The organism is Anaerobacillus alkalidiazotrophicus, assembly GCF_001866055.1.
Map to the genome: position 1 here is coordinate 1411960 of NZ_MLQS01000001.1, position 17535 is coordinate 1429494.

The 17535-nt window shown below is 38.4% G+C and carries 13 protein-coding genes; 11 read left to right on the top strand and 2 right to left on the bottom strand.

The features are described 5' to 3' along the window. The first annotated feature begins 15 nt into the window (after positions 1–15). Positions 16–819 carry an SGNH/GDSL hydrolase family protein gene (locus tag BKP45_RS06790; protein ID WP_071388897.1) on the top strand — a complete coding sequence of 268 codons (804 nt, stop codon included), beginning with the start codon at positions 16–18 and terminating at the stop codon, positions 817–819. Between the two features lie 44 nt (positions 820–863). Here the strand turns inward: BKP45_RS06790 and BKP45_RS22035 are convergent, their stop codons facing one another. Continuing rightward, a complete protein-coding gene (locus BKP45_RS22035) occupies positions 864–1460 on the bottom strand; it encodes a hypothetical protein (protein WP_169824075.1) in 597 nt (198 codons plus the stop codon). A 391-nt stretch (positions 1461–1851) separates the two neighbouring features. Here BKP45_RS22035 and BKP45_RS06795 point away from each other — a divergent pair, with 391 nt between their 5' ends. The 10 genes from BKP45_RS06795 to BKP45_RS06840 all read left to right on the top strand — a co-directional run bounded on the left by BKP45_RS06795 (position 1852) and on the right by BKP45_RS06840 (position 15798). Next, positions 1852–2940: a cytochrome c3 family protein gene (locus BKP45_RS06795; protein WP_071388898.1), complete on the top strand. Its 1089-nt coding sequence runs from the start codon at positions 1852–1854 to the stop codon at positions 2938–2940. Between the two features lie 81 nt (positions 2941–3021). Further along, on the top strand, positions 3022–4236 hold the full coding sequence (locus BKP45_RS06800) for a NapC/NirT family cytochrome c (RefSeq protein ID WP_071388899.1): 1215 nt from the start codon (positions 3022–3024) through the stop codon (positions 4234–4236). 15 nt (positions 4237–4251) lie between these two features. Further along, the gene (locus BKP45_RS06805) at positions 4252–5034 is read left to right on the top strand and encodes a tetratricopeptide repeat protein (protein ID WP_084787660.1); all 783 of its coding nucleotides are present in this window, start codon (positions 4252–4254) and stop codon (positions 5032–5034) included. Next, a complete protein-coding gene (locus tag BKP45_RS06810; RefSeq protein WP_071388900.1) occupies positions 5031–5999 on the top strand; it encodes a 6-bladed beta-propeller in 969 nt (322 codons plus the stop codon). The genes BKP45_RS06805 and BKP45_RS06810 overlap by 4 nt, the downstream gene beginning before the upstream one ends. 96 nt (positions 6000–6095) lie before the next feature. Beyond that, on the top strand, positions 6096–7535 hold the full coding sequence (locus tag BKP45_RS06815) for a cytochrome c3 family protein (RefSeq protein ID WP_071388901.1): 1440 nt from the start codon (positions 6096–6098) through the stop codon (positions 7533–7535). Between the two features lie 293 nt (positions 7536–7828). Further along, positions 7829–9940 (top strand): multiheme c-type cytochrome, encoded by a 2112-nt coding sequence (locus BKP45_RS06820; protein WP_071388902.1) that lies wholly within the window; start codon positions 7829–7831, stop codon positions 9938–9940. Positions 9941–10253: 313 nt separating this feature from the next. Beyond that, positions 10254–11735: a C40 family peptidase gene (locus BKP45_RS06825; protein WP_084787662.1), complete on the top strand. Its 1482-nt coding sequence runs from the start codon at positions 10254–10256 to the stop codon at positions 11733–11735. A 600-nt stretch (positions 11736–12335) separates the two neighbouring features. Continuing rightward, positions 12336–12710 carry a hypothetical protein gene (locus tag BKP45_RS06830; protein WP_071388903.1) on the top strand — a complete coding sequence of 125 codons (375 nt, stop codon included), beginning with the start codon at positions 12336–12338 and terminating at the stop codon, positions 12708–12710. A gap of 221 nt (positions 12711–12931) precedes the next feature. After that, on the top strand, positions 12932–13504 hold the full coding sequence (locus BKP45_RS06835) for a hypothetical protein (RefSeq protein WP_071388904.1): 573 nt from the start codon (positions 12932–12934) through the stop codon (positions 13502–13504). Positions 13505–13731: 227 nt separating this feature from the next. Beyond that, positions 13732–15798, top strand: a complete 2067-nt coding sequence (locus tag BKP45_RS06840; RefSeq protein ID WP_084787668.1) for a penicillin-binding transpeptidase domain-containing protein — start codon at positions 13732–13734, stop codon at positions 15796–15798. A 542-nt stretch (positions 15799–16340) separates the two neighbouring features. Here the strand turns inward: BKP45_RS06840 and BKP45_RS06845 are convergent. Continuing rightward, positions 16341–17393, bottom strand: coding sequence for a L,D-transpeptidase family protein (locus tag BKP45_RS06845; RefSeq protein WP_071388905.1), 1053 nt, complete (start codon positions 17391–17393; stop codon positions 16341–16343). Positions 17394–17535 lie beyond the last annotated feature (142 nt).

Here is a 17535-nt window from a genome sequence, read left to right on the forward strand (position 1 = left end):
ATATAAGGTGAATATATGAAGAAAATAGCAATCGTTTTTGTAGTTTTTATAGCAATAGCTACAATTATAGTAAGTAAAAATTTGTATGATCAAAAATTGAAAGCAACTGCCACTGAGGCGAAACAATTAATGCAGGAAAACATAGAACAAGAGATTCAATCTGAGAAAGAGGAAGCCCAAAAGGAACGATTACGGCTAATAACTGAAAATATGGACGATGCGGTTGCCGAGCTCGTTATTGGTGCAGTAGGTAATAATGAGGAAATAAAGATCGTTATTACCGGGTCTAGCGTACTAGAAGCGACAGCAGAAATGGATAGTTGGCCTGATATTTTTATGGAGCGTTTAGACGAAGCATATGGTCATGGTGTGTTTTCTGTAGAAGTTGTTTCATATGGAGATAAAGGTTCGTATGAAGTTTTACATGAAAAGGGATACCATTTAGTCGTTGAAAAATCCCCTGATATCCTAGTAATTGAACCTTTATTGTTGAATGATAATGGTATAACACGTATCGAAGACACACTCAAACATTTAGATCGTTTCATTGATGAAGTTAGGGAAGTGCATAACGATATCGTTGTTATTGTACAACCGCCACAGCCCATTTTTCAGCCGTCTTATTATTTAACTCAAGTAACTAAGTTAGAGGAACATTCACTTGCAAAGGGTTACCTATACTTTGATCATTGGGACATGTGGCCTTCTATTGAGGATGAAGCACTAAACGAATATATCCTTGATGATCAAAGAACACCTAACGAAGATGGTCACCATCTTTGGGCAAACTTTGTAAGTCATTATTTTATAAGTGAATAACAGGTTGTTGATAAACGATATGAAAAGAGGCGATGAACAAGTGTTCATGCCTCTTTTTTGGGCTCTATAATAATTGTTTGGTAACCCCAACAATTATTATAGAGCCCTTTTTTGTAGGCTAAGAAGAAGCGTAAATTGAGTAACGTGCCAAAAAAAGAAGTGGAATCGCGCATAAATGTATTGCCGCGCACAATCGACAGCGAACCGCGCACAAACGGGAGAGAATCGCGCATAATCGACAAAGAATCGCGCACAAACGGGAGTGAAACGCTCATAAATGGATTGCCGCGCACAACTAGTGGGGAAACGAGCAGAACAGGGTGAGGAACGCACACAAACGGGAGTGAACCGCGCATAATCGACAAAGAATCGCGCACAAACGGGAGAGAATCGCACATAAATGGATTACCGCGCACAACTAGTGGGGAAACGAGCAGAAAAGGGAGCGGATCGCGCACAATCGACAGCGAACCGCGCACAAACGGGAGTGAACCGCTCATAAATGGATTGCCGCGCACAACTAGTGGGGAAACGAGCAGAAAAGGGAGCAGAGCGCGCACAATCGACAGCGGACCGCGCACAAACGGGAGAGAATCGCGCATAAATGTATTACCGCGCACAAACGGGAGAGAATCGCGCATAAATGTATTACCGCGCACAAACGAGAGTGAATCGCGTTCGAGTGACTTAGTGAGTGGATTCTGTGTCCACAAAAGCAGCTATTTTAAAGCTACCATTTCCGAGTCTTGGTTTTGGTGGCTTTTGTCGTTCTATCTTAAAATCCACTAAATTTAAAGCGTTATCAAGTTTGCAAGCTCTTTGGTTGATTGTGGACATACCAACTGAGAATCTCTATCACATACTCTCACACATTATCACACAATTCACATTATGTTCACAACTATAATGGTATGTTTTGTAATAGAATGAGAGTAAGTAACCACTAACTAACACTGTAACAAAACGCTATCTTAATAGTGTTTACATATACCTGGTACGCGGTAAATAAACCAAAAGGGTGGGCCGGAAATTATGGGAAAAGATGAAAAAGTGAAGAAGCCGTTCTTAGTGAAAAGAATACGGAGGCGCTTACGTCAAATCAACTGGAGTGATCCAATAAATAAATGGAAACTATTATTTTTTTCAGTCGTTGCTTTTGTTATGATTGCCGGATTTTCTTACGGAGCGATCGCAGCAACATCGACTACGTCGTTTTGCTCTAGTTGCCATGAGATGTCACCGGAGTATGTTTCTCATATATCAACCACTCATAGTGAGATCAAATGTACAGCTTGTCATATTGAACCAGGATTCACAAGCACGATTCTCGGAAAACTAGCTGCAACAAAAGAAGTTTATCGCCATGTCACTCGTACTCAGCCTAATCCAATTACATTGCCTAAAGCGATGAGGGACGTTGTTTGTTTAGAATGTCATTCCCCTAATCGTGTCGTTTCTGCAACTGATAATTTAATTGAAGACCATGATGTTCATCTAGAACAAGGGATTTCTTGTGTGACCTGTCATAGCGGTGTTGCTCACGCCAAAATGGTTGAACGCGGTATTAACACCAATGATACATACGACTATTGGACAGTTGAAAATGCAGATAAATTAATTACTCGAGATTATGTAAAAACAAATATGGGTACTTGTATAGATTGTCATTATCAAGTAAACCAAGGCTTAAAGCCATGGGAAGATAAAAACTATATTATTGCTGTTCCGCCTAACGCCTTTGAAGGACCAATTTTAACATCTAGTGAAGTTTTTGAGACCGTGATACGAACAGCAAACAAGGACGATAAAATTTCAATGGAATGCCAGACATGCCATATAGAGATGAAAATTCCAACTCACCATGAGCAAACAGACTGGAATGAAAATCACGGTGAGTATGCCCGTAAACAACTTGAACAGTGTATCACCTGCCACGACGAAAATAATTGGGTGAAGAGAGTTCAACCACAATCTATTGAAGAAATATTAGAAGCAAAAGAGATGGCTTGGGATAATTACGTACCTAATATCGAAGTGGTTCAAAGGGAAGCTGCAAATACCGTTTTCTGCTTAACCTGTCATATAGAGAAGAACCCGGATTTTGTACCGAACAACGAGTAATTCGTGTCATTCAATTCACTGATAAAAATAGAATTACTTTTACTAAGATAGCAGCGAAAGGATTAGGTGGGGTGACGAAACGTGAAAAATGATCATGATCAAGAAGAAAAGCAATTACAGGAATTAGGCGCTGAAAGTTCAGACGCATATAGAAAAAAATTAAAAATCATTAAGGTCGCAACATTCTTTTTTATTGGATTAGTAGGACTAGCATTATCCGTGACAATTGGAGTTCAGGCTACCTCTACGAATACGTTCTGTGCAAGCTGTCATATGATGCAGCCGCAAGTATTAACGTGGGAAGCGTCTTCGCATAGTTCGGTTAACTGTAAAGATTGTCATATTAAGCCAGGACTTGAAGGGACCGTTGAAGCAAAAATTGGTGGGCTTTGGGAACTTTATCATACCATTACAGATACGTATGTTGCACCAATTCGAATGCCAAGTTTAATTCCGGATGAGTCGTGTACAAAGTGTCACAATATGGAAAATAGAAAAGTGACCTCCTCGGGTGATATTATTTCCGAACATGGCATTCATGCCGATAAAGAAGTTAAGTGTGTAACCTGTCACGCTGGTGTGGCACACGGAAAAGTATCAGAACGAAGAGTAACATTCAAATCTGATTTTGAACATTGGGATGAAACTTTAGGTGCTTACATGATGAGCTATTCGAAGTATACTGCACCACAAAAAGCGACATGTATGGATTGTCATGAACTAAAGCGAGCGCCGTTAACATGTGAAGCATGTCATTCAACAGGGATGTTCCCAATTGATCATGAAGATAAAGACTTTTTAACAAAAAATCATGGGAAGCTGTCAGAAGAAGAGTTGTTAACCTGTCATAGCTGTCATTCTTTCCAGTCAAAAAATCCTATTAAAGAACTTAAAGACAAAACATATTATACGAAATTTATTCTAAGCGAACCTGATCATCAACAAATACCTGTTCAAGAATATGCGAAAACAAATACATTTTGTGCAGATTGTCATAGTCAAAGTCCTGATAGTCACCAGGCTAAAGGATTTTTCTCAAAACACGGTACGTTCGTAAATGAAAACAAAGACGGCTGTTTAACCTGTCATGATTATGACAAGTCGTCACAATCGCAATCACCTGTCACAAACGTTACTTGTGCAACCTGTCACTCTGGTGGGCATCCAGATCAGTGGCAACAAAAACATCCAACGCCTTTGTCGCCTGAACCGAAGTTTGACAGAACTTGCTTAAGTTGCCATGTTGAACAAACTTGTACCTCATGTCACATCGATGGAAGAAAAGAAGAAAACTAGAAGGAGGGATTTGGAATGGCAAACAATCACAACAGTAAAGAAGAAAAAGAAAAAGCAAGACAGCGAGAATTAGAGAAAGAATTAGAAATGGAACTAGATGAAGAAATCCAGAAATCAAGAAATAACGAAACGGAAAAAATCCCACATTTTAAACAGAAGTTTACCATCCTTCAAACGATTGGTTTACTAGTGATAACGTTACTCCTTAGTACAGGTGGTGGGATCGCGCTTGGGAATGCTTATTTTTGGAATAGTGGAGATATGAAACGAATTAATGAACAACTAGAATTCTATCAAGAAAAAGTAAGCCAAGACCCTAACAATCTAGAAGATCGTATTGTTCTTGGTTATACCTACTATTTAAAAGGTGATAACAAAAATGCAATAAACCAATTTAAAACGGTAGTAGACAAGGATGAGAATTATTTTGATGCGTATTACAATTTAGGGTTGGTGTATTTAGAGGAAGATCGTCATTATGATGCATTATCAATGTTTAACAAAACAGTCCAACTTGCACCAAGAGATTTTAAGGGACACGCACAAATGGGAATTACGTACCGTCATTTAAAAATGTATAACGAAGCGATTGAAGCATTGTCTGAAGCAAATAATCTTGCTCCTGCTAATGCCGATATTATTTATCAAATCGGTCTAGTTGCTGAAGAAGTAGGGGAATATGAAGCGGCAGTTGAAATTTATAAAGATGTATTAAATTATGATCCGCTTTTCCAACCAGCTTTAGAAGCGTTAGAACGTGCTCAAAATGTAGTAAAAGAAGTGGGTGATAATTCATGAATAGATTAGCAGTATATATAGCAATGGCTTCAATCGTTGTGATCAATGTTGTCGTGTTTGGCTTCATTTTTTCTAATCAAACCAAGGCATTGCCGACAGGACTTCAGACAGTTAATCAAGATGCAAATGTCAGAGCTTTGAAACAAATTTATGGTGGTTTTGAAAATGGAATAGAAAGACCGATGGATGTCACTGTTTCAACTCAATTTATGTACGTTTCAGATACAACGAAAAAAGCCATTCATGTTTTTAACGCAGAAGGTGAACCGCTGTTTACGTTTGGTGAAGGTGGCAAAGATCCTGGTCAATTTGATTTTCCTTATGGATTGGCCGTTGATGATAAAGGTACTCTTTACGTAGCCGATATGTATAATGGTCAGATCTCAATGTTTGATAGAGAAGGGCAATTTATTGATTATTTTGCTTACGAGTATAGTGAAGATGGTACATTTATTTCCCCTGCAGGATTAAGAATTATCGATGGAAAAGTCTATGTGACGGATGTTGATGCTAATAAAGTATTTGTCTTTGACTTAGACGGGGAGCTACTCCTTGAAATTGGAGAAGAGGGTAGTGAGGAAGGCCAATTTTTAGCACCAAATGCAGTTACGGCTGATAAAGACGGTAATATTTTTGTCGTAGATACTGTGAATGATAGAGTCCAAATGTTTGATCATGAAGGTAATTTTCTTAGAGTAATAGATGGGGCAAAAAACGAGATGGATCAGTCAGTTTTACTCAATCCAAGAGGGATTGGTATTGATAGTAAAGGAAATATTTTTGTCGTAAGCAATATGTCAAACTTTGTTCACGTATTTACTCAGGAAGGTGAACACTTATATCGTTTTGGCGGAATGGGTCAAGAAGCAGGGCAACTTTATTTACCAAATGGTTTATTTATAGATGGTAGAGATAACGTTTATGTCACAGATACCCTTAACCTACGAATCTCTGTTTTTCAGTAAAAGAAGCTAACATTTCTTTGAAGGAGGTGGTGAGGTAACCAGTAATTAGCTTCAAATCAAGATTCGTAATGATAAATTTATTAAGGAGGGGAAACTGTGAAAAAGGTTAGTTTAAGCTTATTGTTTTCTTTATTTTTATTAGGATTATTTGCAACAGTAGCTTTAGCTGAAGGCCCTATCGGAATTCAAGATCCAGTTGATGGGTATAACGAAGAAGCTGAGCCTAGTGACGTATCGAATGTAAATCCTAATGCTAACAAAACAGGTGTACTAGATTTGAAATTAAATCATAGTGGACAGTTAGTGCCGTCATTTGACAAAGGCGGAAGTAGACATGGTAACTATTTAAATAACACAAACACATGTGCAACGTGTCACCAAACGCACACAGCGTCGAGTAGAAACTTAATTTTTGCAGATAATGTATACCAATCTTGTATTGCATGCCATGATGGTACTGGCGGTGGTGCAAGTCGAAATGTTTTAAACACTGATTATGATTTTGTCATGACACGTAATAGTCCAAACGGGTCTGGATCTACTGCAACTACGGCAGGAACGTTTGCTGGAACACACGCTAGCAATATGAGTGTTCACTTAACAACAGGTACTGTAGCTATTAAAGCTGCACCAGGTGGAAATCCAGAAGGTGATGGCAAGGCATTTACTTGTGCAAGCTGTCATAACCCACACGGTTCTTACAGTAACAAATACCTTCACCATAATCCTAATGGAATGGCTACAAAACCAGTAACAGAGGGAGGTAAAGGATTAAAAAACATAAAAGTTGTTAATACTTTATCTGGTTTAACGGCTGCTGATCAATATGTCTTCCATAGAGAAAATGGAAAAATTGTTTTAAAACAAAGAGTGGGTAACAATTATGTAACGGATAAATCGCCATGGTTAAACGGAAGTTGGGAATTTTCAACGTCAGCTGCTAATACTTCATTAACTGATAGTCAAGCAGGAGTTACCGTTGATCGTGGTGTAAATGCAAATGAAGCACCATTCATCTCAGGTGATAATGTCAATAGCATAACAAAAGTAACGGTAAACCGTGCTTATTTTGTTGAATTACCAACTGATAGAAGGGATTTATGGACGGGTAATGATCATCTAAGAGGAATTCAAATGTCAGAGTTCTGTGCAAGCTGTCATACAGATTACCTTGCCTCTAGAGGTGTAGGGGTAAACGATGGTAAGAGTTACTTTAATGCAGACAAAGATATTTATGGACACACGACAAACACGAATAGCTTTACTTGCGTTCGCTGTCACTATGCACACGGAACAACAGCTGAAATTATGATTGATGCAAAAGGAAATAGCATCTCTTCGTTAACAGCAAGTGGAGCCATGACAAAGGAGCAAGCACATGACTATATGTTAGATGTAAATCCATCTTCAGCGTTAAAGAAATTTACAAACATGTCTAGCTGTTGGGCTTGTCATAACTCATCTAAGAGTGGAAATGTCATTAATACGAATCGATTAATTGATGATCGCCCTACTGGAATGCCAGCAAATAGATAAAAAGACTACCAAGTAGCTGCCACTAATTGATAGTCTATAAAGAGATACCTAAATGACTAATGTATGGGGCTAATAGTCTCATACATTAGTCCTCTAAACAATTATCACTATCATATCGCATTTTCATACAGTGCGCTGTAAAAAATGTCACAGTGAAATTATTTTACGGATTTTATTTAAGGTAGAAAGCACGAAATTTATTACTTGGGAAGTTTGCGCTAGTAATAAAAAGCAATAGTATTATTTAGTTTTTCAAGCTCATTCCGATCAAAACATTAAAGGGTGATACCAGTATGATGCAAAAAAAGGAAGCAAGAAAAAAACTTATCGTATTCCTCTGTTTCATTATTTTCCTACATATCAATCCATTTATCCCCTCATCACTAGTCGTAATGGGTAATGAATTAGAAACTGAAGAGGGAGAACAAGATCCAGATCAAACGGAAGAAGGCGAAGAGTTTATTAAACAAAGTGAGGCTCAACAAGACCTTGCTATCACAATCCTCACTCCGGAAACTGGATTATCCTTTAATGAGTTGATAGAAGTAAATGGTGAAGTAACTGGTAGTATAGAGGAGACAGTGGAAATAACATTACTTGTTTATAATTATGGTGAAGAGGACGTTTTTAAACAGTATGAAAAAATTGCGGTTGATGCTGATGACCATACATGGATTTACGTTATCAACCTTTCTGAGACTGAAAATGAAGATCAATATGTTTATGAAGATGGAACATATCTATTACAAGCAACATTAAATGACGATGAAGAAATTTCATCAAATGAAGTAACGTTTACAGTTGATCGTAAAGCACCAGAAATAGAAATCACAAGCCCTACTAGTGATTTAACAAATCAAGCGATAATTGCAGGAGAAACCGAGAGTGGGGCTATAGTCACGTTATACATCGAGGGAGAAACCGAAGCCTTTACAGATCCAATCATTTCTAATGATGAAGGAAAGTTCGTGTTCGAATTAAACGAGTTACAAGACGGAAAGCATACGTTTATTGTGACGGTCACAAATGAACTAGGGAATATAGCTGAAACTGAAATCACATTTGTATATGATGGTACAAGTCCATTCGTTTCAACGAATTCCCTTTTTCCTAAACCGAATATGTCGCAAGTATCAGTAGAGACTTTAAAGGTAAAAGCAAAAATTATGGATGAAAATATTGATTTAACGAGTGTTGTCACCCCAATTGAAGTAACTGAACAAGGGACAGGTAAGAAAGTGACAGGTACGTATGATATAGTGGATGAAACGATTATTTTTACTCCCAATTCTGGGGAAATAAAACCGAATACAAAATATTTTGTGATCATAAATCCAACGATCACTGACAAAGCAGGAAACTTCATCCACTCTAGAAACTGGTCATTTACGACTGCAACGAGTACGAATGTGGGAAGTCCTCATGGCGGGTATACGAACAATACGAACTCCTGTAAAATTTGCCATGGCGTTCATGCAGCATCAGAACCGAAAATCGAGCAAGTTAATCTAGAGTACGCAGATGATCCAAATAAAGAATTAAAAGAAAAGGTCGTTCCTGATGCGATCAATGGCTATTGTATGACTTGTCATGACGGAACGGTTGCGAGTAATATGACAAACCACCAAAACAAAAAGTCCGACCACAATATGCAACTAGTTCGAAAAGGAGATAACAAGGTCGTCAGCCAATCATGTGGAAACTGCCACAATGTTCACTTAGACTCCCATTCTAGCAACCCAAATTTACTAAAAGATCATTTTGTTTTTGATCATGTTGGTATTGCTGGAGTTGGGAAAATTGATAGTAGTGAACGTTTATGCGAATCGTGTCATCAGTATGATTTGCTAGATGTTTTAAATGAAGATCAGTATCAAGTGTTTTCTTACCGTCATTGGAATACGAGCCAAGAAGAGATTGACGGTGATCACTTCGGTTCAGTAGATGATTATCGCCTATGCCTTCGTTGCCATAATGAAGAGTATGCCAATACGTATAAAAATGTTGAAGATATTGAAACGCACTATAAAAACACGAACTCCGGACACAATATTGCTTTTTCAAAAATAAAGGACGGAACGCTATTAGACGGAAACATGCCTTGTGCTACATGCCATGAAACTCATAGCTCACCGAATGATAAGTTAATAAAATCAGAGCTCGGGGTGAATGCTGATCTTTTAATAGGATGGTCTAGCTCAGATGAACGAAGCTTTTGTTTAAGTTGTCACAACAATGAGACTGAAGTATTTGGAATTACTGTACCTTTACCGATGACAAGAACTAACGGGAATCCGATTGGACCACACCAATCGACAAGCGATAGAGCATGTTCAGACTGTCACGGTGGAGAATCCAAAACGTTTGTAGAAGCAGCACACTCACCAAGTCGGCGAGGGAATTAACGAGTAAACACGAAATGAGGAATGAGCGATTGCGTTCGTTCCTTTTTTTGTTTGTCAGGTGAGTGAATTTCATTGGTATAAGTTAAACTAACAATCAGTGGGGGATAAGGAAAACCGCCACTGATTGAAGTTCAGTTTTATTTTAATAAGTATCCGTGGTAAATATTGGAATACAACTCCTACCTATGTCCTTAATTCGTGTTAGACGCTAAAATATACTGATTTATATCCACAAATCTAGTAAAATAAGGTAAAATAATAGCGAATGAAGAAAACTAGTTCATAGGACATGAATGAAAAGGAGGTAGGAGCTATGGGGACATCTAATCGGAGCCAATTGAAAAAGGCAACTGTTACAGCAACGATAGCAACTGGTATTGGTTTGTTTTTATTATCACCTCAAGGAGTAGAAGCAGCTCTCGGTGATCGGACATTACAACCTGGAATGACACATCAAGATGTAAAAGAATTACAAGATTTACTAAAGCAAAAAGGTTATTTTACTTTCCATACTTCTACAGGCTTTTATGGAGATATTACAAAGGCAGCCGTTGAGAGATTTCAACAAGCTCATCATCTACCAAAAACGGGTATTGCCGATGCGAATACATTAAACACGTTGCTAAATGACGCTCAAGCAACATTACGAGTAGGTTCAAGAGGACAAGCTGTCACAAATTTACAAAATGACCTTAGAGCACTCGGAACATTTAACCATGCAACAACAGGTTATTTTGGTCCGATTACAGAAGCGGCTGTAAAAGAGTTTCAGTTACGAAATGGCCTTCGTGCAACAGGAATCGCTGATAGCGCTACATTAGATGGAATTAAGCGAATTCGTGCGAATGGTACGCAACAGCAAACACAAGAGACGAGTCGAAGTGCTACTTCTCAAACGACATTGCAAATCGGTTCAAGAGGAAATGCCGTTTCTGAAGTTCAGACATTATTAAAAGATGCAAATCTATTTAACTATCATACAATCACGGGTTACTATGGAGAAATTACAGCAACTGGCGTTCGTGATTTTCAAAGACAAGCAAATCTGCAAGTTACAGGACGCGCTGACACTCAAACTGTACAAGCATTAAGAGATCACGTCCAAAAATTAAAGCAACAACAAGCCGCTGCACAGCCTTCACAAACAGTATCTACACCAACTGTACAGTCAGAAAGTTCTTTTGTACTGAAGGTTGGTCAAACTAGTGATTCGGTACGAGAATTGCAACACCAATTAAAATCATTAGGGTACTTTAACCATCAAGTAACAGGTTATTTTGGTCCGATTACGGAAACGGCAGTAAGGGCATTTCAACGAGACCATCAGCTGATCGTAGATGGAGTTGTCACAACAAGTACACTGAATAAAATTGTTGATGAAGCTGCAAAAAAATTGTTACCAGCCATTGTTCTACCTTCAGAAACAGCCAAAAGCTTTGATGTTATGAATCTAATTGCTGATGCATCGCAACTTCTTGGCACTCCGTACTTATGGGGTGGAACGACATCAAGAGGAATGGATTGTAGCGGTTTTATCCAATATGTTTTTCAAAAAAATGGAGTCCAATTACCACGCACGGTTGCGCAAATGTGGAATGTAGGGAGCACGGTTTCTAAACCGAAAGTAGGAGATCTTGTATTCTTTGAAACTTATACACGCGGCCCATCGCATGCGGGAATTTATATCGGAAACAACCAATTTATACATAGTGGTAGCTCTACTGGAGTAACGATTAGTAATATGACAACGAATTACTGGAGTAGTCGATACTTAGGGAGTAAAACTTATCAATAAGAAAGAGAAAGTGCTCGGGTTAGAGCACTTTTTTCGTGCTTTCGTGTGAGGTGTGGAGCGCGCCTAGGGTTTGCAAGTTTTGAATTAAACTTTGTTCATGCTACCAAACGACTCTATTTGTAGCGGACAGACGTTCCGTTATTTTAGGGAATCCTACATTTTTCGGATTCTTTCGGACAGGAGATCCGTTATTTGCTTAAATTCATAGAAAAATAGCTATTAAATGGTGAAATAAAGGAACCACAGTCCGATAGCTTCAAAAAAGTATACTTTTTATAGAAATAACGGAACTGTAGTCCGCTAGGCTTGATGACAGGCAGCACCTAAAATAAAACGGAAAGAATTTTATATGAATTCAGCTCAGTCTCCAAACAGAAAAATAGATTTTTTAAAAGGAAAAAATTATTTGTCGTCGAATGTAATATAATGTAAATTCTTGTCTTGTTAATGACAGTGTACCTTTGTTACGATTTTCAGTTTTAAAGCAAGAGTTATCAATAGAAAAAGGGAGCGATTATTATAAAGAAATTCGTTTTAGTTTTTTTTATCTTCATTTCAGTTATGTTTAGTATAGGGTGCTCGATAAGTGCAGAGGAAGATTTGTGGCGCTTAAGTCCTATTCATAACTTTTTAGATTCAAAAATTGTAGGAAATCCAAATACAATAGGTTTGTCTAGTCCAATTTTTTCTACTGAAGAAGTAACTGAACACTTGTTATATTTATTTGAGAGTGTTCCAGCATCTAGTATAAAGCTAGTAGGGGTTCATAAAGAAACTCATAGAGTTGAAAAAGTTATTATCGACGAAGATACGAAGGTTTGGGAAGTGTCAACTGATAATAGTGAGGTAAGTAAAGGTAGCGACTATCACTACATTCCATTGCAACTCAAATTTCCCCAAACGGGCGTATGGAGATTAGATGTGTTTTTTGAAAATAGGTTTATTAAGCATATTATCGTTAAAGTAAACAAGTAGAGAGTGTATAAAAAAGAGGATCAGGTCATCGTATGAAGAATAACAAACAAAGAAGAGGTAGCCACTAACGGTTGCCTTTTTAATTTCAAAAAAGCACCGGATAAAGCAAATTGTCCTTGAGTTGTCAAACCCCTATAGGTAGTTATTTGTATATGTGATAAAATGTAAATTAAGTAAAAAAATCCAATGTGCACTTGAAAATAAAAGGGGGAATGTTAACATTGATGAACAAATCTTTATCACTAAGGTTCGGAATAGTCGGCCTTGTAGTAATCGTAATGGCTGTTTCTGCATACAATCATTACTTACGTTCAGATAGTTCTAGTTTAGTTGATAAAGGAGATGAGAAAGAGGTTGTCGAGGATGTAGAAAATGTTGAAATTGATGAAGTCCCAACTGAGCCTGTCGCAACTCCGATTGACAACGCCAATGAAAAAGAGCTACATAATAAAATTTTCCAATTACATACTGAATTAAACAACACCGTAGGTTGGAGAGGGTACCTAAGTGTAAACTGGGATGATGAAGGTAGAATGAACTATTTAATAGAGCAAACGTTTTTAATAGAAAAAGGTACAAGCAGTGAGGTGCTTAAGCAAGATATGGTCAATATGAGAGCTTGCTTAGAAGTTGCCTACGAAAAAAAAGACGTGTATGGTCTTAGACTTGCTCACCGGATTATTCATGATCTAGATTATTTCATAAATAACAACAGTACTGACGGTATCGTTTACAATATGACTAGTTATGGTAACGATTCAAAGATAAACGAAGTCTTCACGTATATTCAATAACGACAATCGTTAAACATAGCCAAGACGCCAAAAAAGCATTAAATAGAAGAAAAATTTTAAAACATCGTGAAGGAAAAAATGTAAGTTTCTTAGCTAAATAAGTCATCAATAAGGGAAATAGTAGTTTTTTTCCGAAGTGGTTTACGAGAGTGGATTTCAACTAGGTACAGGCCGTTCAATGTATAATACATATAGAGGAGACACCATAATGGGAGGGGTAGGAAATAATGTTTTCACACAAGTGTAAACGAAACGTTTTATATGTTTGTATGCTTTTAATAACGTTGGTTGTTGGTTGCTCATCAGAAGAAGAACCAGAACCGACGCCAGAAGAGGCGTTTCAAGCGTATGCAGCGCTATGGGAAAATGGAAATTACGAAGCGATGTATGAATTCCTTTCCGATGAGTCTAAAGAAATGATTACAAAAGAGACATTTGTTGAAAGATACACTAACATTTTTAGTGGAATTCAGGCAACGGATCTGACTGTTCAGCTGATAACGGAAGAAGAAGTTCCTGATGAAATCGAGGTCGAAAAGGAAGAAACAGAACCTGGAACTGTCGTAACCCTTTTGTATGAGCAATCAATGGACTCGTTAGCCGGAGACCTTCTGTTTGAAGCGGAAGCTACGTTAATTTTTAAAGTAGAGGAAACAGAGGAGGAAGTTGAGAAAGAATGGGTCATTGACTGGAAACCATCGTTGATTTTACCACAGCTAGAAGTTGGGGATATTGTACGTCCTAGAACGCTTCATCCAAAACGTGGTGAAATTATTGACCGACATGGAAATGGACTCGCTATAAATGGCGAAGTATTTGAGGTTGGTATTGTACCTGGGAGTTTACCTGAGGAAAAATCAATTTCAATCCATGCATTAAGTGAAGTATTAGAAATTACTGAAGAGGAAATTGAGAAACTTTTAAATCAAGGATGGGTGAGAGATGATACGTTTGTACCGCTAAAATCGATCCCATTAGAAAATACAACGGTATTAGAAGAAGTAACAAATATTCAAGGTGGTACGTATCGACAGGTTGGTGGCCGAGTGTACCCGTTAAAGGACGCAGCTGCACATTTAATCGGTTATATTGGACCAATTACAAAAGAAGAGTTAGAAAAAGTAGAGGATCAAGGCTATAGCGCGAGTTCGGAAATTGGTAAAGCTGGTCTAGAACTACTTTTAGAAGAACAACTCCGTGGCCAATCAGGTGGGATTATTACAATCGTAGATGCATCAGGTAAACAAAAAGAAGTTATTGCAGAAAAAGCACCTGTTGATGGAGAACTTATTCAATTAACGATCGATAGTGATATCCAAAAATCTGTCTATCAACAACTAGAAGGTGAAGTAGGTACAGCAGTAGCGCTTCATCCAACGAATGGTGACGTTTTATCGTTAGTAAATGCACCTGCATATGATCCGAATGAATTTGTATTAGGGATTAGTAATGAACGAAGACAAGAATTAAATGATGAAGGCGCGATGCTTAATCGATTTACATACACATATGCGCCAGGTTCGACAATAAAGCCAGTGACGGCTGCAATTGCCTTGGAAAATGACTGGGATCCTCATAAAAAAATAACGATCGATGGACATACTTGGCAAAATAGCCCTTCATGGGGGGACTATAAAGTTCGCCGTGTGACTGACCCTGGTCATGATGTTGATCTTAATGATGCACTTGTATACTCTGACAACATCTATTTTGCACAAATGGCTCTAGATGTCGGTGTACACGAAATAGAACAAGGACTAATCAAATTTGGCTTCGGAGAAAAAATTCCGTTTACGTACGGGATAGGTAATGCCCAAATTGCCAATGCGACAATAACAAAAGAAGAACAACTGGCAGACACCAGTTATGGTCAAGGACAAATGCTCATTAGTCCGCTGCATTTAGCTCTCCTATACACATCTTTTGTGAACGAAGGTTCGATTCCGAAACCTACGTTACTATTAGAGGAATCAAACGGAGAACTATGGAAAGAGAATGTTATAGAGTTAGAGAATGCGAACTATATTTTGGATGCGCTAAAAGATGTCATCCAAACACCAAGAGGAACAGGAAGAAATGCCAACATTGAAAACCTTTCATTAGCCGGAAAAACCGGAACCACCGAACATAAAGCAAGCCAAGACGAAACGGGAAAAGAAACAGGTTGGTTTGTAGCAGTAGATACAGAAGACCCACAATTGTTAGTGTTAATGATGGTTGAGCATGTTGAAGACAGAGGCGGCAGTGGGTATGTCGTCCCTAAAGTAAGAGACGTATTTTTAGATGTACGTTAGCAAAAAAAGGTTGACTCACGAAGCATGAGTCAACCTCTTTTTTATAAGTTAAGTAGCCTAGTACAAGCGTCTTCCTTAATTTCTGCGTGATTCCGCATTGGTAATGAACGATCCAACGTAGATTATGCGCGTTTCTCGTGAGTTTCTGCGCGCCCCCATGTCGAATGTGCGCGCTTTTGAAAAAATGTGCACGCGTCGAAATTTATGCGCGTTTCTCGTGAGTTTCTGCGCGCCCGCGTGTCGAATGTGCGCGCTTTTGAAAAAATGTGCACGCGTCAAAATTTGTGCGCGTTTCTCGTGAGTTTCTGCGCGTCCGCGTGTCGAATGTGCGCGCTTTTGAAAAAATGTGCACGCGTCAAAATTTCTGCGCGAATTCGTAAAATTTGTGCGCGGTTCTCGTGAGTTTCTGCGCGCCCCCATGTCGAATATGCGCGCTTTTGAAAAAATATGCGCGCGCCGAAATTTATGCGCGAATCCGCAAAGGATATGTGCGCTCCACAGTTGAAGTTCTCAATATAAATAGCACACCTAATGATACTCTATTAATCCTCCCATAAATAAAGTCCAAATCTCCTCAAAGTCATTTGTATGAGCTTAATTTTTAACTCTTCATAGTTTAATTCAGGAGGTATAGGTACATCGACTTCTACTGGAGCACTACCTATTGAATCGCTATCTTGGTCGGAAGGCTCTGTTTTAGGTTTACCGCTATCCTTTTCGGTTGGTTCCTTATCTTCATCTTTAGGTTCAGGTTTCTCAGAATTATCGTTTTTGTCCGTAGGTTCTGTGTTTGTTGGAGGTTCATCGTTTTCAATAGGTGTTGTTGAGACTGGTTTGCCAGGTGAATTTCTTAAGGTTAACTTTGTTTGTCTACCGACGATACCGTCGACAAGAATAGAATGATCTTTTTGGAATTGAATAACGGCTTGTTCTGTGACGTCATCAAAATGCCCACCTACTCCGCCAGTATCATAGCCAAGGTCTGTTAAGGATTGTTGCAATTGTTTAACTTCTGGGTGTGTGCTTCCCAGTTGTAACAGTGTGTTTGTAATTGGTGGGGCAGAGCCAATGGTGGTGGCGGTGACAGAAAAATCATGTGATGTAGCAATGGCATCAAATGAGCTGGTCGATGTAACAATGATAACGGGTGTATTCACTTTTACTTGATCAAAAAGCCATTCCACTTCGTTATTTTGCATTCGAACACATCCTAAACTAACGTATCGCCCAATCGAATTCGGATTATTATTCCCGTGTATAGCGTACGTTGTTCCCCATGTGCCTCTAGCGTTAAGACCGAGCCAGCGAGTGCCGAGTGGATTTGAAGGGTGGCCACCTGGAATGTTTTCCTTATAATACGGTCTATTAACAATTTTATTGACGATTTGAAAGCTGCCCTCAGGAGTTAATGAAGGGCTTTTACCAGTTCCAACGCTAAAAACGCGTGTAAGCTTATTATTTTCATAGAAAGCTAGTTCGTTACTTGATTTATTAATAATAATTAATTGCCCTGTTGCTGCTGATGTTGTGATGGGAAAAGATAATGTCAATAAGAAACCAACAAAAATAGAAAAAATAAGAAACTTCTTCAACATGAAACCCTCCCAAATTCTTAGATGTTATATTAATAGTCGCCATTTTATGGAAAAATGTTTCCTTTTTTTACAAGTTTGATAAAAGAGGTCATTTTCTCTTCTTCCCACACGGTAAAAAGGTCATAATTGACAAACTACCTTC